At 68.6% G+C, this 23,328-nt stretch carries 31 protein-coding genes; 30 read left to right on the top strand and 1 reads right to left on the bottom strand.

All coding sequences use genetic code 11. The features are described from left to right. Positions 1–3 precede the first annotated feature (3 nt). From D9R14_RS23065 to D9R14_RS07495, 28 genes are all read left to right on the top strand, one after another. Entirely contained in the window at positions 4–357 is a 354-nt protein-coding gene (locus D9R14_RS23065) for a helix-turn-helix domain-containing protein (protein ID WP_170168538.1), read from the top strand. Further along, a complete protein-coding gene (locus D9R14_RS07620) occupies positions 354–1,463 on the top strand; it encodes a DUF7146 domain-containing protein (RefSeq protein ID WP_170168537.1) in 1,110 nt (369 codons plus the stop codon). Before D9R14_RS23065 ends, D9R14_RS07620 begins: the two co-directional genes overlap by 4 nt. Beyond that, positions 1,460–2,797 carry a DUF4942 domain-containing protein gene (locus D9R14_RS07615; RefSeq protein ID WP_121622733.1) on the top strand — a complete coding sequence of 446 codons (1,338 nt, stop codon included), beginning with the start codon at positions 1,460–1,462 and terminating at the stop codon, positions 2,795–2,797. Before D9R14_RS07620 ends, D9R14_RS07615 begins: the two co-directional genes overlap by 4 nt. Further along, the gene (locus tag D9R14_RS23635; RefSeq protein ID WP_394010522.1) at positions 2,794–3,261 is read left to right on the top strand and encodes a DNA cytosine methyltransferase; all 468 of its coding nucleotides are present in this window, start codon (positions 2,794–2,796) and stop codon (positions 3,259–3,261) included. Before D9R14_RS07615 ends, D9R14_RS23635 begins: the two co-directional genes overlap by 4 nt. Then, positions 3,165–4,733: a DNA cytosine methyltransferase gene (locus D9R14_RS07610; RefSeq protein WP_394010521.1), complete on the top strand. Its 1,569-nt coding sequence runs from the start codon at positions 3,165–3,167 to the stop codon at positions 4,731–4,733. The genes D9R14_RS23635 and D9R14_RS07610 overlap by 97 nt, the downstream gene beginning before the upstream one ends. Beyond that, the gene (locus D9R14_RS07605) at positions 4,730–5,056 is read left to right on the top strand and encodes a TSCPD domain-containing protein (protein WP_121622732.1); all 327 of its coding nucleotides are present in this window, start codon (positions 4,730–4,732) and stop codon (positions 5,054–5,056) included. The genes D9R14_RS07610 and D9R14_RS07605 overlap by 4 nt, the downstream gene beginning before the upstream one ends. Continuing rightward, entirely contained in the window at positions 5,053–6,408 is a 1,356-nt protein-coding gene (locus D9R14_RS07600; protein WP_170168536.1) for a replicative DNA helicase, read from the top strand. Before D9R14_RS07605 ends, D9R14_RS07600 begins: the two co-directional genes overlap by 4 nt. Further along, the gene (locus tag D9R14_RS07595) at positions 6,408–7,205 is read left to right on the top strand and encodes a hypothetical protein (RefSeq protein WP_121622730.1); all 798 of its coding nucleotides are present in this window, start codon (positions 6,408–6,410) and stop codon (positions 7,203–7,205) included. The genes D9R14_RS07600 and D9R14_RS07595 overlap by 1 nt, the downstream gene beginning before the upstream one ends. A 579-nt stretch (positions 7,206–7,784) precedes the next feature. Further along, entirely contained in the window at positions 7,785–7,961 is a 177-nt protein-coding gene (locus D9R14_RS23580; RefSeq protein ID WP_121622729.1) for a DUF2188 domain-containing protein, read from the top strand. Continuing rightward, positions 7,912–8,163 carry a hypothetical protein gene (locus D9R14_RS07585; RefSeq protein ID WP_121622728.1) on the top strand — a complete coding sequence of 84 codons (252 nt, stop codon included), beginning with the start codon at positions 7,912–7,914 and terminating at the stop codon, positions 8,161–8,163. The genes D9R14_RS23580 and D9R14_RS07585 overlap by 50 nt, the downstream gene beginning before the upstream one ends. Next, positions 8,160–8,603 carry a terminase small subunit gene (locus D9R14_RS07580; protein ID WP_121622727.1) on the top strand — a complete coding sequence of 148 codons (444 nt, stop codon included), beginning with the start codon at positions 8,160–8,162 and terminating at the stop codon, positions 8,601–8,603. Before D9R14_RS07585 ends, D9R14_RS07580 begins: the two co-directional genes overlap by 4 nt. After that, a complete protein-coding gene (locus D9R14_RS07575; RefSeq protein ID WP_121622726.1) occupies positions 8,518–9,870 on the top strand; it encodes a DNA-packaging protein in 1,353 nt (450 codons plus the stop codon). The genes D9R14_RS07580 and D9R14_RS07575 overlap by 86 nt, the downstream gene beginning before the upstream one ends. Continuing rightward, a complete protein-coding gene (locus D9R14_RS07570; protein ID WP_121622725.1) occupies positions 9,870–11,342 on the top strand; it encodes a DUF4055 domain-containing protein in 1,473 nt (490 codons plus the stop codon). The genes D9R14_RS07575 and D9R14_RS07570 overlap by 1 nt, the downstream gene beginning before the upstream one ends. Then, the gene (locus D9R14_RS07565) at positions 11,339–12,001 is read left to right on the top strand and encodes a hypothetical protein (protein ID WP_121622724.1); all 663 of its coding nucleotides are present in this window, start codon (positions 11,339–11,341) and stop codon (positions 11,999–12,001) included. The genes D9R14_RS07570 and D9R14_RS07565 overlap by 4 nt, the downstream gene beginning before the upstream one ends. Beyond that, positions 11,977–12,606, top strand: a complete 630-nt coding sequence (locus D9R14_RS07560) for an FkbM family methyltransferase (RefSeq protein WP_170168535.1) — start codon at positions 11,977–11,979, stop codon at positions 12,604–12,606. Before D9R14_RS07565 ends, D9R14_RS07560 begins: the two co-directional genes overlap by 25 nt. Continuing rightward, positions 12,600–13,142, top strand: a complete 543-nt coding sequence (locus tag D9R14_RS07555) for a hypothetical protein (RefSeq protein ID WP_121622722.1) — start codon at positions 12,600–12,602, stop codon at positions 13,140–13,142. The genes D9R14_RS07560 and D9R14_RS07555 overlap by 7 nt, the downstream gene beginning before the upstream one ends. 82 nt (positions 13,143–13,224) lie before the next feature. After that, entirely contained in the window at positions 13,225–14,019 is a 795-nt protein-coding gene (locus D9R14_RS07550; protein ID WP_121622721.1) for a DUF6651 domain-containing protein, read from the top strand. Positions 14,020–14,112: 93 nt separating this feature from the next. After that, complete coding sequence (locus tag D9R14_RS07545; RefSeq protein ID WP_121622720.1) at positions 14,113–15,285, top strand: major capsid protein; 1,173 nt, start codon at positions 14,113–14,115, stop codon at positions 15,283–15,285. Positions 15,286–15,340: 55 nt separating this feature from the next. Continuing rightward, complete coding sequence (locus D9R14_RS07540; protein ID WP_121622719.1) at positions 15,341–15,802, top strand: hypothetical protein; 462 nt, start codon at positions 15,341–15,343, stop codon at positions 15,800–15,802. Beyond that, positions 15,799–16,110, top strand: coding sequence for a hypothetical protein (locus D9R14_RS07535; protein ID WP_121622718.1), 312 nt, complete (start codon positions 15,799–15,801; stop codon positions 16,108–16,110). Before D9R14_RS07540 ends, D9R14_RS07535 begins: the two co-directional genes overlap by 4 nt. Next, on the top strand, positions 16,110–16,625 hold the full coding sequence (locus D9R14_RS07530; protein ID WP_121622717.1) for a DnaT-like ssDNA-binding protein: 516 nt from the start codon (positions 16,110–16,112) through the stop codon (positions 16,623–16,625). Before D9R14_RS07535 ends, D9R14_RS07530 begins: the two co-directional genes overlap by 1 nt. Positions 16,626–16,629: 4 nt before the next feature. Next, positions 16,630–17,004 (top strand): hypothetical protein, encoded by a 375-nt coding sequence (locus tag D9R14_RS07525; protein ID WP_121622716.1) that lies wholly within the window; start codon positions 16,630–16,632, stop codon positions 17,002–17,004. 5 nt (positions 17,005–17,009) lie between these two features. After that, entirely contained in the window at positions 17,010–17,441 is a 432-nt protein-coding gene (locus D9R14_RS07520) for an Ntn hydrolase family protein (protein ID WP_147452978.1), read from the top strand. After that, the gene (locus D9R14_RS07515; protein ID WP_121622714.1) at positions 17,438–18,475 is read left to right on the top strand and encodes a phage minor head protein; all 1,038 of its coding nucleotides are present in this window, start codon (positions 17,438–17,440) and stop codon (positions 18,473–18,475) included. The genes D9R14_RS07520 and D9R14_RS07515 overlap by 4 nt, the downstream gene beginning before the upstream one ends. Next, complete coding sequence (locus D9R14_RS07510) at positions 18,462–18,938, top strand: hypothetical protein (RefSeq protein WP_121622713.1); 477 nt, start codon at positions 18,462–18,464, stop codon at positions 18,936–18,938. The genes D9R14_RS07515 and D9R14_RS07510 overlap by 14 nt, the downstream gene beginning before the upstream one ends. A 174-nt stretch (positions 18,939–19,112) precedes the next feature. Beyond that, positions 19,113–19,535: a DUF4128 domain-containing protein gene (locus D9R14_RS07505; RefSeq protein WP_121622712.1), complete on the top strand. Its 423-nt coding sequence runs from the start codon at positions 19,113–19,115 to the stop codon at positions 19,533–19,535. 16 nt (positions 19,536–19,551) lie between these two features. Beyond that, the gene (locus D9R14_RS07500; protein WP_121622711.1) at positions 19,552–20,055 is read left to right on the top strand and encodes a hypothetical protein; all 504 of its coding nucleotides are present in this window, start codon (positions 19,552–19,554) and stop codon (positions 20,053–20,055) included. 16 nt (positions 20,056–20,071) lie between these two features. Further along, positions 20,072–20,443, top strand: coding sequence for a hypothetical protein (locus D9R14_RS07495; RefSeq protein WP_121622710.1), 372 nt, complete (start codon positions 20,072–20,074; stop codon positions 20,441–20,443). Here the strand turns inward: D9R14_RS07495 and D9R14_RS22865 are convergent. Continuing rightward, positions 20,434–20,628 carry a hypothetical protein gene (locus tag D9R14_RS22865; RefSeq protein ID WP_147452977.1) on the bottom strand — a complete coding sequence of 65 codons (195 nt, stop codon included), beginning with the start codon at positions 20,626–20,628 and terminating at the stop codon, positions 20,434–20,436. The genes D9R14_RS07495 and D9R14_RS22865 overlap by 10 nt on opposite strands. On the opposite strand from D9R14_RS22865, the gene D9R14_RS23630 reads away from it, so the two are divergent. Continuing rightward, entirely contained in the window at positions 20,560–20,844 is a 285-nt protein-coding gene (locus D9R14_RS23630) for a phage tail assembly chaperone (protein WP_425510206.1), read from the top strand. The two genes, D9R14_RS22865 and D9R14_RS23630, sit on opposite strands and share 69 nt — an antisense overlap. Beyond that, positions 20,807–23,326, top strand: a complete 2,520-nt coding sequence (locus tag D9R14_RS07490) for a phage tail length tape measure family protein (protein ID WP_121622709.1) — start codon at positions 20,807–20,809, stop codon at positions 23,324–23,326. Before D9R14_RS23630 ends, D9R14_RS07490 begins: the two co-directional genes overlap by 38 nt. The last annotated feature ends 2 nt before the right edge of the window (positions 23,327–23,328 follow it).

The following is a 23,328-nucleotide window of genomic DNA, read 5'->3' as shown; positions in this document are numbered from 1 at the left end:
GCCATGGTCACGGAACTGGATCGGCTCCGAGAGGAGAACGAACTGCTGCGCCTGAGAGTCGATGAGCTGGAGGGCATCTTGCTCCGGCCCAGCCTGCCCGCCTGCGTCCGGCTGACGAGGAAGGAGGAGCAGGTGCTCTCCCTTCTGCTGGCGCGGCCCCTGGTGAGCCGAGCCGATCTGATGACGGCGCTCTACAGCCTCTCGGTCGACGACCCCCCATCAGAGCGGATCATCGACATTTTCATCTTGAGGGTGCGGCGCGCGCTGAAGCCACACGGCATCGAGATCCAGACGCGATGGGGCCAGGGCTGGTTTCTGACCAACGAGGACAAGGAACGGCTGAGGGCACTGCCATGAGACACGACGACGCCGACGAAATCCGCCACCGGCTCACAACCTCCCTTGAGCAGCTTCTCGACCATCTCCATCCGGGTTGGGTCCAGCACCGCGGGAAAGCCTTCCTCACGGCCAAGAGCCCCAAGGAACTCGGCTCCTTCCAGGTGGACCTTTCCGGCCCTCACCGGGGCCGCTGGTATCGCTTCTCCCAAGGGGTGGGCGGCGGCACGGTGGAGCTGATCGGCTACACGCTGTTCGACAACCCCCACGCCTATGCGGAGGCGTTCCGCGAGGCCCGCGCCTTCCTCGGGATGACGACCGAGACGGCCGAAGCCGGCGCCGAGCGCCGCCAGCGCCAGGAGAAAGCGGCGCGGGAGGCCCGCGAGCGCCGGGAATCGGAGGCGCGCAAGGAGCAGCAGCGCCGCGCCCGCCGGGCCGAGACCGCCGCCGAGATGTGGGCGCAGTGCTGCCCGATCCCCGGAACCCTCGCCGAGCGGTATCTGCACGGCAGGGGCATCCCGACCCCGCCCATGGGCTGGCCCGACGTGCTCGGCTTCCACGACGGCTTGGAATGGGAGCTGGGGAGCGAATGGGAGGGGCAGGGCAAGGACGCGCGCAAGGTGAAGGACGGGCCGGTTTTCCCGTGCCTGGTCGCCAGGGTGCAGGACATGGGCGGGGAGACCATCGCGGTCTGGCGTGTCTTCCTCAATCCGGAGACCGGCGGGAAGGCGCCCGTGTCGAACCCCAAGGTCGGCTTCGGACCGGCGAAGGGCGGCGCGGTGCGCATCGGCGGGGTGGGAGAGGTGATCGGCCTTGCCGAGGGGTTGGAGACCTCGCTCGCCGCCTGGACGCTGGAGGGCTATCGGCTGCCGGTGTGGGCGTCGCTCTCCACCTCCGGGATGATGGGGTTCGAGCCGCCGCTCGAAGTGGAGCGGGTGCGCCTCTACCCGGACGGCGACCTGCCCCGCAGAGGCCCTGACGGCTCCATCCTGGTCGGGCCTGGCCTCGCCGCCGCGCACACGCTGCGGGACCGGCTTGTGCCCTCCGGCATTCCGGTCGCGGTGAACCTCCCTCCCTTCCATGGGGACTTTCTGGACGTGCTCGGCGCGGTGAGGGCGACCGCATGACCATGCACATCCTCACCGGCGGAGAGGTGACCACGGGCCGGCGGAAACCGTCCGACCTTGTCGCCGAGTACGAGAGCAAGGTCGCGGCTATCCCCGAAGCCCTGGCGGCCTTCCAAGCGGCGCAGGACGCGGTGAAGACCGCCGCGACCATCGGCGGGACGTGGGGAAACTACACCCTGGAGGCCGGCCGGCTAGACGAGAGGGATATTGAGCGCAGCCTGCTTCGCTCGGCGTGGCGGCACACCTATGGCCTCTACGCGCTGGAGAACTTCGCCTCGGCTGCGGATAAGAAGCGGCTGGAGCAGATGTTCTGTGACCCGCCGCCCTTCACGGTGGAGAACATCCGCGAAAAGTTCGGCGCCTACATCATGGACCCGAGGGGCTCGATCCTGAAGGGTCTCGCCGAGCAGTTCGCCGGCCTCGACCCGGCGTTCGCGAGCCACGAGAAGATGAAGGTCGGCGTGAAGGGCCTGCCCAAGCGGGTGATCCTGCCGGGCTTCAGCGAGTACAGCTCCTGCTATGGCGCCGAGCGCGTGCGCGACATCCTCAACGCGCTGGCGGCCTATCAGGGGAAGCCGCTCATCAACCACCGCGAACTTGCGGCGCTGATGCGTGACGGTGACGCGCTGATCGAAGACGGCAACGTGCCGGCTGACCGGTACAACGAGGCCGTGGAAGTCGTAGGGCGCGGGGTGTGGCTGCGGCGGTTCAAGAACGGGCGCGGGCACCTGTTCTTCGGCCCGGAGGCACTGCGGGACATCAACCGAGCCTTGGCCGAGTTCTACGGCGACGTGCTGCCGGATGCGGCGGAAGAGCGCCCCGCCGCCCCGCGCGCCGGAACCGCGGTGTCCAAGGATCTCCAATATTACCCGACGCCGGTTGCCGTGGTCGAGCGCGTGCTTGCCGACCTCTACATCAAGGAAGGCGAGAGGGTGCTTGAGCCTTCCTGCGGATGCGGCCGATTCCTCGACGCGCTGCGCCGGCGCGGCGCCCGGCCCTTCGGCGTCGAATACGACCCCGGCCGGGCCGCTCAATGCCGGTCCAGGGGGCACAGTGTGCTCACGGCCAATTTTCTCGAAACCGAGCCGGCGCCCGACTTCGACCGGGTGGTGATGAACCCGCCTTTCTATGGACGCCACTACGCCAGGCACGTCGAGCACGCGCTGCGCTTCCTGAAGCCTGGGGGCGCGCTCACCGCCATCCTGCCGGCGACGGCCCGCTATGACCACGGGCTCCTGTCCGGCCGCTGGAGTGACCTGCCCGTGGGGGCTTTCAGCGAGAGCGGGACGAACATCAACACGACCGTGCTCACCATGTGGAGGGGCGACGCTTGACGAAGAAGATCCTTGTTGCGGACCTCCTCTGCGGAGCCGGCGGGTCGTCGACTGGGTGCCAGCGCGCGCTCGCCGACCTCGGGCTCCAGATGGAACTGGTCTGCGTCAATCACTGGCCCGTCGCTATCGAGACGCACACCAAGAATCATCCGGACGCGCGGCACTACGTCCAGGACATCGCCACCGTGCGCCCGCATCTGCTGGTGCCGGAGGGCTATCTCGACCTGCTCATGGCATCCCCAACCTGCACGCACCATTCGGTGGCGCGGGGCGGCAAGCCGACCAGCGACCAGCAGCGCTCCGACCCGTGGCACATCATCACCTGGCTCACCGAGCTGCGCGTCAAGCGGCTCATCATCGAGAATGTGTGGGAGTTCATCGGCTGGGGCCGGTGGACCCGAGGAACGGCCGGCCCATCGCCTCGCGCAAGGGCGAGTATTTCCACGCCTGGATCGAGACCTTGAAGCGCCTCGGCTTCGAGCCGGAATGGCGGCGGCTCAATGCCGCCGACTATGGCGACGCGACCACCCGCCAGCGCTTCATCCTCATGGCGCGCTCGGACGGGCGCAAGGTGCATTGGCCCATGCCGACGCATCGCAAGCGCGAGACGATCGCCGGCGACCTCTTCGCCGGCGCGCAGCCCTGGCGGCCGGCGCGGGAGATCATTGACTGGTCCATCAAGGGGCGCTCGATCTTCGACCGGCCGAAGCCGCTGGCGCCGAAGACGCTGGCGCGCATCCATGCCGGCGCCGTGAAGTTCGGCTGGCCGGAGCCGTTCCTGGTTGTGCTGCGCAACCACATGGCGGCGCAGGGCCTCGACGCGCCCCTGCCGACCATCGCCGCCGGCGGGCAGCACATCGGGCTGGCCGAGCCGGTGTTGGTGAACATGAAAAAGGGGGCGGCGGCGCGCTCCGGTGCCGAGCCGCTGCCGACACAGACCTCGGAAGCGAGCCATATCGGGATGGCTGAACCGGTCATCATGAACGGGCGGAAGGGGAACAAGGCGCAGAGCGTTTCCGAAGCGCCCATTCCGACGCTCGACACGAAAGGCGGCGTGTGGCTTGCGGAGCCTCTGGTGCTTTCCCAGCACAACAGCGGGGCGGCGCGGTCGGCGGAGGAGCCTTTGCCCACCATCACGACCGGTGGGGCGGCGACCGAGGTTCATCCCGGCTGCGCCCGGCCGATGCTGGTGCAGCCCTTCGTGCTCTCGCAGGCCTCCGGCGGCGCGCCGCGATCCGTCGCGGACCCGATCCCCACGGCGACCACGGGCGGCAACGGCGCGGCGCACGCGCTCATCTCGCCCTATTACGGCTCCGGCTCCGGCGAGACCTGCGTCTCGGCCGAGGAGCCGCTGCCCACGTGCACCGCCAAAGCGCGCTTCGGCATGGTGGTGCCGGTGACACAGTCAGGCGGCGGCGCTACCGCCCGCGACGTCGAGCAGCCGATCCCGACCCTGACCACGGCCAAGGGCGGGGAATTCGCGATCGTCATGCCGGTGACGCACCATGACGGCAGCGACCGCGTGCGCGATGCCGGCGAGCCGTTGCCGACCGTGACCGGGGCCAATCGCGGCGAGCTCGCCTTCATCGCCGCGCAGTTCGGCGAGCGCGAGGGCCAGGCGCCGCGCGTGCACGACATCGCCGATCCGGCGCCCACCATCTGCGCCACCGGCCGCGTCAACCTGGTGGAGCCCGTGGGAGAGGGACGGCGGTTCGACATCCTCTTCCGGATGCTGGAGCCGCACGAGCTGGCCAGCGCCATGGGCTTCAATAGCGAGGACCAGGCCTACGAGTTCGCGGGCACGAAGACCGAGCAGATCAAGCAGATCGGCAATGCGGTGAGCGTCGCCAAGATGCGCGCCTGCGTCGGCGCGCTGATGGCCGACGCCGCGCCCAGACGGCGCATCCCCGCCGAGTTCAAGGAAGCCGCCGAATGAGCCGCGAATCCCTCCCCAACCGCCGCGAGCACGAAGTCGTGGAACTGGAGCACCGGGGTATCGCCTACACCTTCGGCGTGGGCCGGTACGACGACGGCCGGCCGGCGGAAGCGTTCATCGACGGCACCAAGTCCGGGGCCGATGCCCAGATCGTGGCACGCGACGGTGCCATCCTCCTGTCGCTCCTGCTGCAGCACGGGTGCCCGCTGCAGGTGATCCAGCACGCTCTGAGCCGGGAGGAAGACGGCTCGCCCCAAGGGCCTATCGGCCTGCTGGTGGACGACCTCGCCGGGGGTATTCCGAGCGGGGAGGGCGAGCCGTGAGCCGCCGGGAGCAGCCCCACAACCTCGCCGCCGAGCGCGCGGTCATCGGTGCGTGCCTGAAGAGCGATTCCGCCTTCTGGTCCATCGCCGACAAGCTCCGGGCGGACCAGTTCTTCGTGCCCTTGCACCAGCAGATTTTCACCGTGATCCGGGACATCTGCACCGAGGGCCGGCTGTCCATCTCCCTCGTGGCCTCCCGTCTTCCCGCGGAGGACGAAGAGGGCCGGTCCATGATGAGCTACCTCGCGGTGCTCCTGAAGGACGCCGAGGACGTGGGGAGCCCGGACGACTTTGTGCCGGACATCGCCGACGCCGCGGCGCGGCGCCAGCTCATGGCCCTTTCCGAGATGATCGCGAAGGCGGTGCGCTCCGGCGAGAAAAACCCCATGGACATCGCGTCGGAGGCGTCCACCTGCATCCTCGACGTGATGCATGTGGCGAGCCCCAAGCGGCCGCGGCGCATCGGCGAGGTGACGAAGAGCGTGGCGCGCGATTCCCGCGCCGCCCAGGAGCGCGAGGTGCTGCCCGGCTTCGGGACGGGCATGCCCAGTCTGGACGAGATCGTGGGCCGCATTCTCCCCGGCGACCTGATCTTCCTTCTCGGCTCCCAGGGCGACGGCAAGTCCGCCATGGCGATGCAGGTCGGCATGCACGCCGCGCTCTCCCGCCCCGTGCTGCTGATCCAGATGGAGATGACCGCCGAACAGGTGGGCGCGCGCGAACTTGCCGCGGCATCGGGGATCACGGTGGGGGACATCCAGGAGGGGGCCTTCAACTTCGCCGAGCGCGACGCCCTTAAGGCGGCGGAAGCGGCGATGGAGCGGCCGGACATGATGCTACTGGACGATCCCCGCTACACCGTGCGCCAGGTGCGCGCCCACGCGATCGCCATGAAGCGGACCATGGGCCTCGGGATGATTATCATCGATCAGCTCGACAAGCTGAAGCCGGAGGGCCGGTACAAGGACCGCTTCGAGCGTCTCGCCGAGATCACCGCAGACCTGAAGGTGCTGGCGAAGGATCTCCAGGTCCCGGTGTTGTGCCTTGCCCAGCGCACCCGCGGCGGACAGAGACGCGACGACCCCACCCCTCAAATCCTCGATGCGGATGCGCAATCGATCGAGCGGGACGGGGACATCGTGCTCGCGGTCTGGCGCCGGGAATCGTGGCTCCACCAGAACAAGCCGAACAAGAACGCCGGCGGCGAGGCGTGGGAGAAGTGGGAGCACGAGGTCGGCCGGGCCTCGGGAACCGCCCAGGTCATCACGCTCAAGCACCGCCGCCGCAAGCCCTTCGAGGAACGCACCCTGAAATGGGTCGGCAAGCTCACCCGCTTCGAGGAGTTGGACTGATGGCTCAGAAGCTGATCGCCGCCGCGCGCCGGGCGCGGCAACGGGCGTGGCTGCACAAGGTGCTCACGCGCCCTCAGTGCAGCTATGCCCGCAGCCTGGAGCGCGACCAGCGCCGGGAGCACCTGCGGACGATGGCCTATGGCGGTCTGGATTGGTTGGAGGACCGCGACACCGAATGGTCGCGCGCCTTCGTCGCGGAACGCCAGCGGGTGGCCGCGTCGAAGCTGGCGGCCCGCCGCGCCGGAGACCCCCTGAACCTGACCGGGCACACCGAGAGGACCAAGGGCGAGAGGCGGGCGGCCGCCAAGAAGGCCAGGCGCGACAAGCCCACCACCGCCCGCATCGAGGACGCGGACAAGATCATGCGCACGGTGGAGGTCACGGGCCGCTTCATCCGCGGCCTTGATCCCCACCAGAAGCGGGCGATGGAGCTTTTCGACCGAGATTGGGCGCTCGCTACCCGGTCCCTGAAGTGCCCCGGCTTCGAGCCGAAGGTGGATGGAGGAAGCGCCCAGCGTGAACCCATCGCGATGATCGAGGCGCAGCGGCGGCTCGCCGGCTTGAAAGCCCACCTGGGGGAGCGGGACTGGACCTGCCTCCTGGCGATCGCCGTCGGGCGCGCCGGCGCCGCCGAGTTGCACCGCCGGGGCGGCCCCCAGCACGTCGTCGGCTCTCACGAGATCGGCCGGATCATGGACGAGGCCTCCGGGTTCTATGGGCTCGGTGGCTCGCGGAAGGACCGGTTCCTCGCCGCGTGCGTGTCCGTGGTGCGTGAGATGGAGAAGGCGGTCGGCTGACACGCTGCATGTGGTGCCCCGGCGGAAAATCGGCACCACCTATTGACACTCGGACTCAGTTCGTGATTCGTTCTAGGCAACCTCCACGAATCGCTCTTGCGTCGCCTCCTCATCGACGCATGGCCCCTGCCGCCGGGTTTGCTCCCTCTTTCACGGCGGCGGGGGCCTAGATCGTGCTCGTTGCAGCCCGCCTGGGGGTTGAGCGTCCAGGACTATTCCGCGCTCCGGCGCGCACGAGTTCGACGCGGGGAAGGGTGCCCCCCACGATGTCGCGGCCGCGCGCGTGGCCCCCGCGTCGAAGCAGTTTCGAGAGAAGGGCGGCACGTCCAGGTGAGCCCATCGCTACTGCCGCCATGGGCAAGCGGTCAATGGGGCGCGAAAGCCTGCGCTCCGCCCTCACGGGTCCGCGGTGGCTCTCGGAAGCCGTCCCCCGCTAGTCGGGCTTGAAGGCCGCGCGAGGTGCCCCATGACAGACCTCGACCATCTCGCCCTCAACGCGGGCCTGTATCTGTGCATCCTGATCTTCATAGCAGCGCTCCACCAGCCGCCCGGGGCGACGTGAAGGGTTCAATCCGCGTCATGCCCGCCGGGCGCCTCTGGTCGGTCAGCCGATCCGGCGCCGGCCGCGCTGTGCGCTCCTATCGAACGCGTCGGGCTGCGCTCCCCCACGCCCGCCTTCTCGCCGCACATGAAGGGGCCAACCTCTATGTCTTCAGCGCCTCCGGCCGGGTCGAGTGGCGAGAGCCCGCGGGGTGAACTCCTCGCCGAGGTCGTTGCCTGCAACTTCGACCAGGGATGGCTCCTGCGCTCCGACGGCGTCTACGGCGACATCCGCCGCTGGATCGACAAGGACGGCGACGACACGGGCGACCATGAGGACGCCGTGATCGCCGTCGTCGAGTGGCGCGACGGCATGTGGAGCCCGGTCGAGTTGGGAGAGCCGGAGACGGTGCAGTGAGCAAGCTCACGCCGAAGCGTGCCCGTTTCGTCGCCGAATACCTGATCGACCTCAACGCGACCCAGGCCGCGATCCGCGCGGGGTATAGCGCCAAGACGGCGAACCGCGAGGGCACGCGCCTGTTGTCAAATGCTGTAATCGCAAAAGCTGTGGCCGAAGGCGCTCAGAAACGCATTCAGAAGGCCGAGGTGAGCGCTCAGGACGTGATCGACGGCCTCTACAAGGAGGCGACGCGGGAAGGTGACGGAGCCTCCCATGCGGCCCGCGTGAGCGCCTGGGGGCTGCTCGGAAAATACCACAAGCTGTTCATCGATCGGATCGAGGCGGACGTTTCGGGCGAGATCACGGTCACGGATGCCAGAAGCAAGCTTCAATCTCTCCTCGCTCGCCAGCCTGCCCCCGCACCAGCGGGACGCGATCCTGGCTCGGCTGACGGATAAAGAGTGCCAAGCCCTCCTTCACGACTGGCAGTTCGTCGCGAGGCCGAACCAGCTTCCGCCTGACGGCGACTGGCTCATATGGCTCATTCTTGCCGGGCGCGGTTTCGGCAAGACGAGGACCGGCGCCGAGTGGGTGCGAGAGCAGTTGAAGGCTGGCGCGTCCCGCCTCGGCCTGATCGCGCCGACGGCATCCGATGCGCGCGACGTGATGGTCGAGGGAGAAAGCGGGCTCCTCGCGGTGTGCTGGGCGGGGGACCGGACAAACAAGGGCGAGATTCTCGGGCGCCCGCAATACGAGCCGTCCAAGCGCCGGCTCACATGGGCCAATGGAGCGATGGCCACGCTGTTCTCCGCCGAGGAGCCGGAGCGTCTTCGTGGGCCGCAGCACGACAGGCTCTGGTGCGATGAGCTTGCCGCCTGGAAGCACCTGAGCGAGACATGGGACATGGCGATGTTCGGCCTGCGCCTCGGGTCGCGGCCGCGCACCTGCATCACGACGACGCCGAAGCCTAAGGCGGCACTGCGCAAGATCATTGCGGATACCCGAACAGTCATCACCAGGGGGTCGACCTTCGACAACGCCGGCAATCTCGCGCCGGAGTTCCTTCAGGCGGTCAAGGAGAAATACGAGGGCACGCGGCTAGGCCGGCAGGAGTTGAACGCCGAGATGCTCGACGACGTGCCCGGCGCGCTGTGGACCGCGGCCATGCTGGAGGCCGCGCGGGTCAGCGCCGTCCCGGACATGCAGCGGGTGGTGGTCGCAATCGATCCTTCTGGCACCAAGGGTCAAGAGGATCGTGGCGACAGCGTCGGCATTGTGGTCGCCGGCAAGGGCGTCGACGGGCTCGCCTATGTCCTCGCGGACAGAACGTGCAAGCTCTCGCCGGACGGATGGGGCCGGCGGGCGACGGCGGCCTATCGCGAGTTCAAGGCGGACAGGATCGTGGCCGAGCGCAACTTTGGCGGCGCCATGGTGGAGCACGTCATCCGGACGGTGGACCCCACCGCGTCTTATCGCGAGGTGACGGCGAGCCGGGGCAAGGTCGCCCGGGCTGAGCCTGTGGCGGCGCTCTACGAGCAGGGCCGGGTGAAGCACCTGGCCGCGATGTCCGACCTCGAAGACCAGATGACCGGGTTCACCGCCGATGGCTATGTGGGTGAAGGCTCCCCCGATCGGGTGGACGCCGCGGTATGGGCGCTGACCGAGCTGATGCTCAAGGACGAGGCGCCGACGCTTCAGGTCGGCAGGCAGATCATGAGGCGCTGATGGCCGAGCAGAAGAAGAACCAGGGCTCGCCGTCCAGCGCCTACGAGGCGATGCGCGAGGACTGGTGCCTCATCGACGACATCATGGCGGGCGCGCGCCGGATCCGCGCCTGCGGCGAGAAGTACCTGCCGCGGTTCGAAGAGGAGACGCACGAGGAATACAAGCGGCGCCTGGCCGTCTCGCCCTGGCGGCCGGAGTTCGCCGACGCCCTGCGCAACCTCGCGTCCAAGCCGTTTGACAATGAGGTCGCCCTGGCCGAGGGCGCGAGCCAGAGCATCAAGGACATCGCCGAGGACGTTGATGCGCGCGGCTCCAACCTGACCGCCTTCTCCCGCGAGGTGTTCAAGGGCGGAATCCAGCGCGGCATGCACGCGATCCTCGTGGACTTCCCCGAGATGGACCCGCAGGCCACGCGGGCGGACGAACGCCGCGCCGGCGCCCGGCCCTATTGGGTGACGGTTGCCGCGACGGACATTCTCGCCCTCTACATCGGAATGGTCGACGGCAAGGAAGCTGTGGTCCACCTTCGGCTGCGGGAGAACTCGATTGAGCGCGACGGGTACGGCGAGAAGACGGTCGAGCGGGTGCGCGAGTTCAACGCCGCGCCTGGCACCGTTCCCGAATGGGTGCTCTGGCGCAAGGTGAAGGGCGCCGACGGCAAGGAGACCTGGGGAGAGGAGCGCCGCGGCTTCATCAGGCGCGGCGAGAAGACGACCATTCCGCTCGCCCTCTTCTGGACCGGCGAGCGCCACGGCGAGCAGATGGTCCAGCCCCCGCTGATCGACCTCGCTCAGATGCAGATCGAGCTGTATCAGTCGATGAGCCGAAAGGAAGAGATCCTCACCTTCGCGGGCTCCCCGATGCTCAAGGGCAAGGGCTTCAAGAAGCCGACCGAGGGCACTGTTTCGGTCGGCCCGAAGTGCGTCGTCTTCGCCCCGCCGGGCGAAAATGGAGCGGAGACCGACTTCGATTTCATCCAGCCGAACGCGGCCAACATCAAGGAAATCCGCGAGGACATCGAGGGCATCATCGCCGACATGAAGCGGCTCGGGATGCAGCCCCTCACGCCCAAGAGCGGCAACGTCACTGCCACCACGACCTCCGTCGAGGCAGCCAAGGCGCACTCCGCCGTGGAATGCTGGGCGCTCGGCCTGAAGGACGTGCTGGAGCAGGCGTTCGTCTTCACGGCGGAGTGGCTGAAGGAAGAGCCCACCGTCGAGGTGATCGTCGACACCGACTTCGCGGTGGAGCCGTTCGCCCAGGCGCCGCTGGACGCCCTCAACAAGGCCCGCGAGCGCAAGGACATCTCACAGCGGACCTATTGGGGCGGCCTGAAGCGCTTCGGCGTGCTGCCGCAGGACCATGACGCGGACGCGGAAGAGGAGGCCATCGCCAGCGAGGGCGAGGCGCCGGTTCCGGAGATCATCATCGACCCGATCACCGGGCAGCCCGTCGTCCCGCCGGCCGCATGATCACGGTCGCCTGCGTCCTGCGCTCCGGCGGCCGCTATGACGCGTCCTGGGCGGAGAAGCTGCGCAACGGCGTCGCCCGCCACCTGACGGCGCCCCATCGCTTCGTCTGCCTCACGGATACACCTCGGGAGGTGGAAGCCGCTGGCATCGAGGCGATCCCGCTTCCCGAGGATTGGCCCGGCTGGTGGGCGAAGATGTGCCTCTGGGCACCAGCGGCGGGTCTGACCGGACGAACGCTCTATCTCGACCTGGATACGGTCGTCGTCGGCTCGCTGGACGCCATCGCGGCGCACCCGCACCGCTTCTCGATGGCCCACGAGTTCTACCGGCCGCACCTCCTGTGCTCAACGGCGATGGCCTGGAGCGGGGACTGGTCCCGGCTCTACCGGGCCTTTGCAGCCGACCCGGCCGGCATCATGGCGCGCTACGACGGCCCACTTCCGGGTGGGCGCATCGGCGACCAGGCTTTCATCGAGGACTGCCTCTCCGGGGACAAGGTCGACACGTTCCGCGACCTCTTCGGCGAGCGCAGCGTGGCCTCCTACAAGGTCCACCGATGCGAGGCCGGCCCGCCGGCGGATGCAGCAGTGGTGGCTTTCCACGGCAAGCCGAAGCCCGACGACCTCAAGACAGGATGGGTTCCCGACGCATGGGCATGATCGAGCGCAACGGCTTCTGGTGGCCGTCCTCCGACGACTGGTGCTGGCGGGTCATCCACCAGGAGCTTCCCGACGTGGACCGTGCGGTCAGCTTCTGCCGCGGCCACGCGGTGGCGATCCAGGCCGGCGGGAACGTTGGCGTGTGGGCGGCGCACCTCGCGCGCACCTTCGCCCACGTCGAGACGGCGGAGCCGATGGCGGACAACTACGCATGCCTCCAGCGCAACGTGCCGTCCAACGTGAACCATCGCCGGGCCTGCTTTGGCGCCAAGCCCGGCGCGGTGGCGATGGAGGCGGTGACGGGGAACGCAGGAGCCCACTACGTCCGCGAGGGCGGAGACACGCCGGTCATCACCATCGACGCGATGGAGCTCCACGCCTGCGACCTCATCTGCCTCGATGTGGAGGGATATGAGCCCTTCGCGCTTCAGGGGGCCGAGGACACGATCCGCCGCTTCCGGCCGGTCATCATGTTCGAGGAGAAGGGCCTTTCCGAGCGGTATTTCGGCATCCCGCGCGGCGCCTGCGAATCGTGGGTGCTCGGTCTGGGCCTCGGCTACGAGGTGAAGGACCGGGTGCGGAAGGACGTGATCCTCGCGTGCTGACCGCGATCGTCATCGGCGGCGCCGCCTGCGTCTGGGATGACGTGGCGCGCGCGCTGGACCTTTTCGAACCTGGGCTCATCGTCGCGGTGAACGATGTCGGCGCCTCATGGCCCGGCCCGGTGAACGTCTGGTGCTCTCTGCACCCGGACAAGCTCCCCGCCTGGCGCGCCGAGCGTGCACGCCGCGGCTTCCCGCGAGCTGATGAGCACCTGTGCCACGTCACCGGCAAGGACGAACCCGGCGCGGATCGGCAGGTGGAGTACCGGCTTCCTGGCCAGACCTCTTCAGGCTCTTCCGGCCTGTTCGGCGTGAAGGTCGCGCTGGACGCTGGAGCGGAGCGGGTGGTGATCGCGGGCATCCCGCTTTCCACCGGCGGCGCCCACTTCTTCGACCCGAAGCCTTGGACGGCGCGGGATGGATTCGTGAAGGGCTGGCAAGAGGCCCGGCCCGCCATCGCGGACAAGGTCCGCTCGATGAGCGGCTTCACCATGAAATTGCTCGGCGCACCGACGCCGCAATGGCTCGCGGGAGCCTGATCCCCGCTCACTGCCCCGATGCGGATGCAGACGGGCGCCCCGGTCGGATGACCACCAGACGGGCGGATGCCCAGAGGACACCATGAAGCTCAAGACCGTGACCGTGGACGGCAAGACCTATGCCGAGGTGCAGGACGGCAAGCCCGTCTATGTCGGCGACGACGGCAAGGAGACGCCCTTCGACGCGCCGCACTCCGTCGCGACCATCTCCCGCCTGAACGGCGAGGCCAAGGGCCACCGCGAGGCGAAGGAGGCCGCCGAGGCGAAGCTGAAGGGCTTCGATGGCATCGAGGACGCCGCCGCCGCGCTGAAGGCGCTGGAGACCGTGAAGAACCTCGACGCCGGGCAGCTCGTCACCGCCGGCAAGGTGGAGGAGATCAAGGCCGCGGCGAAGAAGGCCGCCGAGGACCAGGTCGCGGCCGCGGCCAAGGCGGCCAACGAACAGATCAACACGCTCACCAGCGAGCGCGACAAGCTCATGGCGGACCTCTTCGGCGAGAAGGTGGGCGGCGCCTTCACGCGCTCGAAGTTCGTCACCGAGAAGGCCGCGGTCCCCGCCGACATGCTCCAGGCGATGTTCGGCTCCCGGTTCAAGGTGGAGAACGGCAAGGTGGTCGGCTACGCGGCCGACGGCCAGCCGATCTACTCCCGCACGAAGGCCGGCGAGATCGCCGATTTCGATGAGGCGCTGGAGAGCATGGTCGACGGCTATGCCAACCGCGACTCCATCCTGAAGGGCTCCGGCACCGGCTCCGGCGCCAAGCCCAACGGCGGCGCCGGCGGTGGTGGCAAGTCCATCTCCCGCAAGGAATTCGAATCTCTGCCCCCTGCCGACCGGCAGGCGCGGATCAGGGAAGGCGTGAAGCTCGTCGACTGATCGTCGACGAGGATTGCCGAACGCCCGGATGGGCGGTGGCGCACGGGCTGGATGGCCCAGCAAGCGAAATCTTCCATTCCGGAGTAAAATACCATGGCAAGCACCCTGACCGACCTCATCCCCGACATGTACGAAGCCCTCGATGTCGTGTCGCGGGAACTCACCGGCTTCATTCCGGCGGTTTCCCGTAGCTCCGGCGTCGAGCGCGCAGCCCTCAATCAGGAGGTGCTCGTCCCCGTGACGACCGCCATCGAGGGCGCCGACAACACTCCCGGCGTGAACGCCCCGGATACCGGTGATACGACCGTCGACAATGTCGCCGTGACCATCTCCAAGTCCAAGCACTGGCCGGTGCGCTGGAACGGCGAGCAGACCCGCGGGCTGATCAACGCCGGCACGTTCTCCAGCATTCAGGCGGATCGCTTTTATCAGGCGATGCGCGCTGCGGTGAACGAGATCGAGTACGACCTCTGGCTCGAAACCTACCGCCGCGCCTCCCGCGCCTACGGCACCGCCGGCACCACCCCCTTCGCGACCGCGGCGGATCTGACCGACTTCTCGGGCACCCTCCGCATCCTGGAGGAGAACGGCGCCCCCACGAACGATATCCAGCTCGTCCTGGGTCACAGCGCCATGGGCAACCTGCGCGGCAAGCAGTCGGGCCTGTTCAAGGTGAACGAGGCGGGCTCTGACGACATGCTGCGGAACGGCATGACCGACCGCATCATGAACATGGCGATTCGCCATTCGCACGCGGTCGGCCGCCACACCAAGGGCACCGCCGCGGCGTCGCCGAACTACCTCATCGACCGGGCTTCGCCGGATGGCTACGCGGTCGGCGACACCACCATCCACATCGACACCGGCTCCGGCACCCACGTCGCCGGCGATCTGTTCGTGGTGGCGGGCGACACCAACAAGTACATCATCGGTACCGGCTCGGCCTCGTCCGGCGACAAGGACATCGTCCTGAACGCGCCTGGCCTGCTGGTGGCGGCGGCGAACAATGCGGAGGTGGCGGACCTCGCCAACTACACGGCCAACGTCGCGTTCGCGCGCTCGGCGGTCGTGCTGGCGACCCGCGCCCCCGCGCTCCCGCAGGGCGGCGACTCCGCGAGCGACATCACCACGCTGGTGGACGAGCGGACCGGCCTCGCGTTCGAGGTCGCGATGTACAAGCAGTTCCTGCAGACCGTCTACCATGTGCGTCTGGCGTGGGGCTACAAGGCCATCAAGCCCGAGCACATCGGCATCCTGCTCGGCTGATCGAGCCACGGGGCCGGCCTTCGGGCCGGCCTCTCCCCTATCCGGAGCGCCGCCAATGTCCGACATCCTGCCCACCGTGCGCGTCGTCAACCCGGCGGCTCCCGGCGAGTACAAGATCATCAACGAGGCCGACCTGAAGCCGCACCACGTCCTGTGGAGCGAAGGCGCGGGAGCGCCGCCGGCCGCCGCCGGCAACGATGCTCCGGCCGAGCCGGCGGGCCAGGACCAGAAGGGCGACCCCGCCGACAAGCCGGCCGACGGCGCGCCCGCCGACCCGGCCGCCGCCGAGAAGGCGCCGCACGATGCTCCCCCCAGCCCTCCGGCGCCGCCCGCCGCGCCGCGCGATCCGCTCGACCATGACGGCGACGGCCGCAAGGGCGGTTCCGCCCCGCTAGCCACGGCCGGCAAGGGGCCGGGCGGACGCTGGTACGTCAAGCGCGCCAAGGAGATCGTCTCCGGCCCCTATCCCGATGAGACCGCTGCCCAGGCCGCGGCCGAGAAGGAGAACGCGTCGTGAGCATCGTCGTCAGCTTCTTCACGCCGAAGGGCATTGGCTCGGCGAATGCGCCGGGCGTCGGCCGGGTGCGCCTTCGCGAGACCATCACCGTCGGCTCCACCACCACGGGCACCGCCCAGGAAGGCGAGTGGGTCATGATCGGCAACAACGAATCCTCCATGGTCGCTGCCGCGCTCGGTAGCGCGCCCAACGGCGCCGCGACCGCACAGACGGAGAAGACCACGGCCGGCTTCCCCATCGCCGCCGGCGGCATCTCAATGCCGCTGGAGGCCCGCGCCAACGACAAGGTCAGCGTGGTCGCGGTCTGATGGCACTCGTGGTCGAAACCGGCGAGGGGCTGGGCGGTGCGGAGAGCTACGTCTCTGTCGCCGACTGCGCCGCCTTTGCCTCGGCGCGCGGGCTCACCTTCCCGGCCTCTCCCGAAGCCTCGGCGGAGGCCGCCCTGCGCCGCGCCACGGCGTGGGTGGACGCGACCTACAGGTCCCGGTTTCCGGGCCAGCGCCGGCGCCAGCGCGATCAGGCCCTCGAATGGCCGCGCATCGACGCCTGCGATCGCGAAGGCTACGCCATCGACTATGACAGCGTCCCGAGCGAGATCGTCATCGCCACCTGCGAAGCCGCGGTGCGCGAGCTGGCGGTGCCCGGCAGCATGGCGCCCGATCTGGAGCGCGGCGGCGCCATCAAGCGGGTGAAGGCTGGCTCGGTCGAGGTCGAGTATTCCGGCGCCGCCGACGCCACCACCACCTTCAGCGTCGTGGACAACGCGCTCGGCCCGATCCTGCGCCGGGCGACGCCGTTCACCGCGCGCGCCGTTCGGGGCTGACACTGTGACATCCCCTCTCGCCGGCCTCTCGCGCACCATCGGCAGCGCGCTTTCCGGCATCTTCTTCGACGCCGTGCTCTATCGCGACGCCGCGGCTGCGGGGCCGAACGACTGGACGCCCGGCGCGGTGACTACGACCTCCTACCCGTGCAAGGCGCTCGCCGACGCGTGGTCCGCCTACCAGATCGCAGGCGGCATGGTGGCGGGCAGCGATGCCAAGGTGCTGATCCTCGCGGCCTCCCTCTCCATCGAGCCCCAGGCGGGGGACCGGGTGACGGTGCGCGGCGAAACCTACGCGCTGGTGTCCGATGGCGGCTCGCGCCCGGCGGTCATGGGCGATCCCGCCAAGGCGCTCTGGGAATGCCGGGGGCGCCGGTGACGACGGTGGTCTATCGGGATGGCGTGCTCGCGGCCGACCGCCGCGGCTATTCCGGGTCCAAGCACCCCATAGGCACCAAGACGAAGATCCATCGCCTGGCGGACGGCTCGCTCTTCGGCTGCAGCACGCCGACGCCGGGCCTCGCCGAGAAGCTGCGGCGGTGGGTTGATGAGAACGGGGTCGAGAAGCCGACCCCCGCCACCATAGAGGCGCAGGCCATCGTGGTGCGGTCGGACGGGGCCATCTTCTACTTCAAGGACGGGGACAGCTTCTCCGGCCCGCTGGAGGCCGAGTACATGGCCATCGGCTCTGGCAGCGAATACGCCCTCGGAGCGCTCACCATGGGCGCCGACGCCGCGCACGCGGTCGAGGTCGCCATTGCCTGCGATGTGTGGAGCGGGGGCGGGGTAGAGACGCTGAGGCTGACGAGGGCATGAGCGAGCCGCAGAGCATCGAAGACCTCATCGTCGGCTGGGAAGTCTACCTCCAGCGGATGTTCCTCGATGCGGTCTACGCGATGCGTGACCGGGCGCAGATCGGGCTCCTCGCCCAGATGCTAGAGCGCGGTGACATCGAGGGCGCGGTGCGGGCCGTCGGGCTGGATCCGGTGGACTTCCGGGGGCTGGAGGCTGGGATCGCCACGGCTTTCGAGGCCGGCGGGCGGCTCACCACGACGCAGATTCCGGGGACGAAGGACCCGAGCGGCTACGTCCTGAAGATCCAGTTCGATGTGCGGGCGCCGGAGGCGGAAGCCTTCCTTCGTTCGCACAGCGCGCAGCAGGTGGTCGAGATCAACGACGACCAGCGGGCGATGCTGCGCCAGCACCTGACCGTGGCGATGGAAGAGGGGCGCAATCCCCGCACCGTGGCTTCCGAGGTTGTGGGCAAGGTGAACCCGGCGACCGGCCGGCGCGAGGGCGGCGTGCTCGGCCTCGCGTCATCCCAGGTCGAATGGGTGCACTCCTATGAGGCTCGCCTGCGCTCCGGCGACCCGGCGGAGATGAAGAAGGCCCTGGAGATGACCCTCCGGGACAAGCGCTTTGACAAGACGGTGGAGAAGGCCATCCGCGAGGGCTCGCCCATCCCGGCCGAGAAGATCGACCGCATGGTGGTGTCCTATCGCAACCGCGCCCTGACCTATCGGTCGGAGACCATCGGCCGGCTGGAGGCCATGACGGCACTGAGCGAGGGGCGAGATCAGGCCTGGCGGCAGGCCATCGCCAAAGGGCAGGTGAGGGCCGAGCACCTCATCAAGACCTGGAAGACGGCCAAGGACGAGAAGGTGCGAGGCACTCACCGGGTGCTTGAGGGGAAGATCGTCGGCTTCGATGAGTCGTTCCTGTCGCCGTCTGGTGCCATGCTGCGCTACCCGCACGATCCGAAGGCGCCCGGATACGAGATCATCGGCTGTCGCTGCACTGCCAGCTACCGCCTGGACTACACTGGGAAAATCCGCCGTGGCGACGCGTAGGGTCGGGCTCGGGAGCAAGTCCTTCGCCGCCGCCGTGAAGGCGTGGGGCGACAAGACCGAGCAGAAGATTACCATGGTCTTCCGCGAGGCGGCCACGGACCTCATCGAGACCGCGAACGAGGTGGGGCCGTCGAAGGCCAACCCGGGCTCCACCGGGACCGGGAACATGCCGGTCGCCACGGGATTTTTGCGCAACTCCGTCCAGGTCGTGCTGAACGGCCCGCTGCCGCCGGCCAACCGCAAGCGTCCGGAGAAGGGCGGGGCGGTGGCCTACAGCCCGGACTTCGAGCTCGCCATCGTCGGCGCCGTGCTGGGGGACACCATCTCAGCCGGCTGGACAGCCAACTACGCCGTCCATGTGGAGCTCGGCACCTCGAAGATGGCGCCGCGCCAGTTCGTCGGGAAGGCGGTGCAGAAGTGGGTGGCTATCGTGGATCGGGCTGTGGCCCGTCATCGCGACTAGCCCGCTCCATCGCTGCCACAAGGGCGAACTGGAACATCAGAAGGGCGCGCCGGGCCGCCTCCATCGCCGTGTTGGCGTGGACGCTCCGGCCCGGTTCCGTGCCCAGCGCTTCGCGGGCGGCAACGAGGCGCTCGTGGGCCTCTCTATCGGTCAGCATGGGAGCACCGTAGCCGAATGTCCGCGCGCCCGGAAGCGACCATCGTCGACCTGCTGTCCGCCAAGCTGGCAGCGCTCGTCTTCAGCCCTGCAATCCCCATCGCCTGGCCGCATGTGCCCTTCACCCCGCCGGCTTCACCCCGCCTGTGGCTGGAGGCGTGGCCGATGTTCAACACGACCGGCAACCTCTTCCTGGGCAACGGCGATCCATCCCTTCACCTCGGCATCATGCAGGTGACGGTTGTCTCCCCGCTCGGCGAAGGCGCCACGCCGGCCCTCGGGATAGCCGAGCAGGTGGCGGCCCACTTCGCCAAGGGCACCCGGCTCCAGTCCGAAGACGTGGATCTGAGGATCTACGAGAAGCCGAGCATTTCGACCCCGTTCAAGGACGAGGGCGACTTGAGAACAGCGGTATCAATCCGCTGGCGCGTGGTCATCTAATCGAAAGGAACCCGAGATGGCTGTCACCCCGCAGACCAATGCGGGAGCGAAGGTCTACTTCTGCTCCACTGCCCAGCCCAACCTCCCGCTCGATCAGGAGGACTTCGAGGCCCTCGTCTGGATTCAGGTCGGCAAGGTCGGGAACCTCGGCGACCTCGGCGCCACGACCAACATCGTCTCCTACGACACGTTGGACACCGACGTGACGCAGAAGGCCAAGGGCATCACCGATGCCGGCACCTTCGAGATCGAGGTGGGCCGCGTCTACAATGACGCCGGCCAGATCGCTCTCCGGGCCGCCGGCCTCACCAAGTTCAACTACGCGGTGAAGGTGGAGCTCGCCGACGCGCCATCGGCCGACTACACGAACACCATCATCTACAACTGCGGCGTCGTCACCGGCCCGACGCTCCCCGGCGGCGGCAACGAGGACTTCGTCCGCGAGACCTACAGCTTCGGCTTCAACCAGCGCGGCGTCACGGTCAACCCGGCCCTGATCCCGTCTCCGTCCTCGCCCTGATCCAGGAGCAACCTGAGTGGACATTCTCGCGATCAAGCCGAGCACCATCTCGGTCGACATCAAGCACCCGGCCACCGGGAACCCCATCGGTCTGGTCATCGAGTGCGTCTCGATGGAGAGCGACGAGGTGAAGGTGGTCGAGCGCCGCATCAAGGCGCAGGCGCTCAAGGCCCGCGGGCAGATGACGCCCGAAACCATCGACTCGAACGCCATGGCGCTGCGCGCCGCCGCCATCGTCGGCTGGGCGTGGGATGACGCGCTCACGCTCGGCAGCCTGTCGAATCCCGCGCTCACGGACGCCAACAAGGCGGCACTGCTTGCCGTGCCCTGGATCGCGAAGCAGGTGGACCAGGCGCTCGGAGACGAAGCCGCTTTTTTTCAGCAGTAGGCGACGATCTGGCGGCCTGCATCGCCCAGATCGTTCGCTACGAGACCAAGGACGAAGCCGGCGAGACGCGCCGCCAGCGCAATGAACGCTTCGGCTTTGCCGACAAGAACCCGACCATCGAACCGCCTGAAGGCGCGGCGCACATCCTCGGCTGGTTCCTCGACCTGTCGGAACGCCGTGCGCAAGGCTATTCGGGGCCAAACCCCATCAGCTTCGCGGAAATCAGCGCGTGGTGCGCCCTCACCGGGGAGCGCCCGTCCCGCGAAGAGGTCGCGATCATCCTCAAGATGGATGCCGCCTTCCTGAAGGCGGTGGCCGAGGAGCGCGACGAACAGATGGCCCGCCAGAAGGAGAAGGCGAACAATGGCGGACGTGGCAACGCTCGGCCTCAGCGTCGATAGCTCCGAACTCCTCAGGGGCAAGAAGGCGATCGATGACCTCGCCGTCTCTGCGGAGAAGGCCGAGAAGTCGGGCGGCGGTCTCACGGGCGCCCTTGGGCGCATCGAAAAGCTGCTCGCCGCGGTCGAGCGAGCGGTGCGGGATGTGGAAGGCGCCATCAACCGCATGGCGTCCGGCGCCGACGTGGCGGGGCGCGGTGTCGACGGTCTCGGCCGCTCGGCGCAGACCGCCGCAGCGAAGGTCGAAAGCCTGTCCCTGGCGGCAACCAGCGTGTCGGTCGCCTACGGCAAGGTGGACACGGCTGCGACGATGGCCGCGAGCGCGGCGACGCGGGTGGTGGGTGCCAATTCCAGCCTGTCCGCCTCTGCCACCGGCGCGGCGGCGGCGACGCGTGAGGTCGCCCAGGCTGCGATGGCGGCGGACACGGCTCTTGAGCAGCAGGCCGCCGCCGCGATCCAGGCGGCGAACGCCAACGTGCACCTCAACAAGGCGGTGAACGACAACTCCATTGCCCAAAAAGGGGGATCGTTCAACGCTGCCAACCTCGCGGCTCAGTTTCAGGACGTGGCCGTGACTGCGGCCATGGGCATGAACCCTCTCCAGATCGCCCTCCAGCAGGGCACGCAGATGGCGATGGTGTTCGGCACGACCGGTGCCGCCGGCGCGATGAAGACGCTCGGCGCGGCCTTCGCGTCGGTTTTCTCGCCGCTCTCCTTCCTCGTCATCGGCCTGACCGCGGCGACCGCTGCCGGGCTCCAGATGGTAAATTGGACCAAGCTCGCCCAAGCGGGCCTTCGCGGCCTCGCGGCTATCCTGCCCACCATCGCGCCCTATGCCGCCGCAGCCGCCGCCGGGCTCGCACTTCTCTATGCGCCGGCCATCGTCGCTGGCGTCACGTCCATGGTGGCGCTCATCGCCCGCCTGACCGTGAGCCTCGGCGCGCTGGCGGTCACGGCCGCTGCCGCCAACCCTTTCGCGGCCTTGGTGATCGGCGCTGGCCTCGCCGTCGGCGCCATGGGCGTCTTCAGCAAGGAACTGGAGAAGGTCCTCGGCTTCAACGTCGCCGCGTCAGCCCGCAAGGGCGCGAACTACATCATCGGTGCGTTCGTGGCGGCGTTCGGAGACGTGAAGTTCATTTGGTCCAACTTCCCCGCGATCATGGGTTCCGCCGCGGTCGGCGCCGCCAACGCGGTGCTCAGCGCCATGGAGACGATGATAAATGCGGGCTCCGGGCTGCTGAACACCTTCATCGGAACCGTAAACCAGGCGCTCGCCCAGCTTCCCGGTGGCGTCCAAATCGGCCAGCTTGGGCAGGCCAGCGTCGGCCGGGTCGCCGATCCCTATTCCACGTCCCTTGACGCCGCCGGCCGCGCTCGCGCGGCGCAGCAGAAGGCCGAACTGAATCGGGACTATCTCGGCCAAATCGGCAGCGCGCTGGGCAAGGGCGCCGCCTCCGCATCCGCCCAACTGAAGGAATGGGCGACGCAGCTTGGCGTGGTCGAGGAGAAGGGCAAGAAGGTCAAGACGGACGCGGAAAAGTTCGCCGACATCATGGCCGGCGCCGACCGGCGCATAGCGTCGCTTCAGGCGGAAGCCGCGGCGTTCGGCCTCACGGAAGAGGCGGCGGCTCGGCTGCGCTATGAGCAGGATCTCCTGAACCAGGCGAGCCAGCGCGACATCACCCTCTCCGCCACCCAGCGGGCCGAGCTTGCGGCGAAGGCCGCGACCATGGCGGAGGTGGAGACCGCGGCGAAGAAGGTGAAGGAGAGCTACGACTTCGTCCGCGACGCGCTGGGGGGCTTCATCAACGACCTGCGCACGGGTCTTCAGCAGGGACAGAGCTTCTGGGAGGCGTTCGGCAACGCGGCCGAGAACGTGCTGAACAAGATCATCAAGCGGATTGAGGATGATCTGGTCAACGCGCTCATGGACGCGCTGAAGGCCGGCGGCTTCAATTGGGGCAGCATCTTCAGTGCCGCGGCCGGCTCCTCCGGCTCGTGGGGCTCCGGCGGCATCGGTCATGCCGCGACCGGCGGGCGCATCGCCGGCCCGGGAACGGGCACCTCGGACACCGCCGGGCTCTTCGCGCTCTCCAATGGCGAGTTCGTCATCAACGCCGCGGCGACGCGCCGGTGGCTGCCGCTGCTCGAGGCCATCAACGACAACCAGGTCACGCGCATGGCCGCCGGCGGCGCCGTGGGCCGCTCCTACCAGCCGCGGGATTGGGGCAGCCGCATGCCGCCCGGGCGCGAGGCCGTCGCCACCAACTTCAACATGCAGGTGGTGAACAACACCGGCGTCGCGGCGCAGGGTCGGATGGAGCCCGTCCGAGGCGCGAACGGGCAGGTGACCGGCCTGAAGCTGATCCTCGAGGCGGTGCGGCAAGACCTGATCGCCGATCTTGAGCAGATGGGGCCGGTCTCCTCTGCGCACGAGAAGCGGTTCGGGCTGGCGCGCACGCGCGGCATGATCCGGGGAGGGTGATC

The organism is Xanthobacter tagetidis (genome assembly GCF_003667445.1).
Classification (GTDB): domain Bacteria; phylum Pseudomonadota; class Alphaproteobacteria; order Rhizobiales; family Xanthobacteraceae; genus Xanthobacter; species Xanthobacter tagetidis.
The sequence above is the reverse complement of the archived record's forward strand: the minus strand, read 5'-3'. Positions and strand labels throughout refer to the sequence as shown.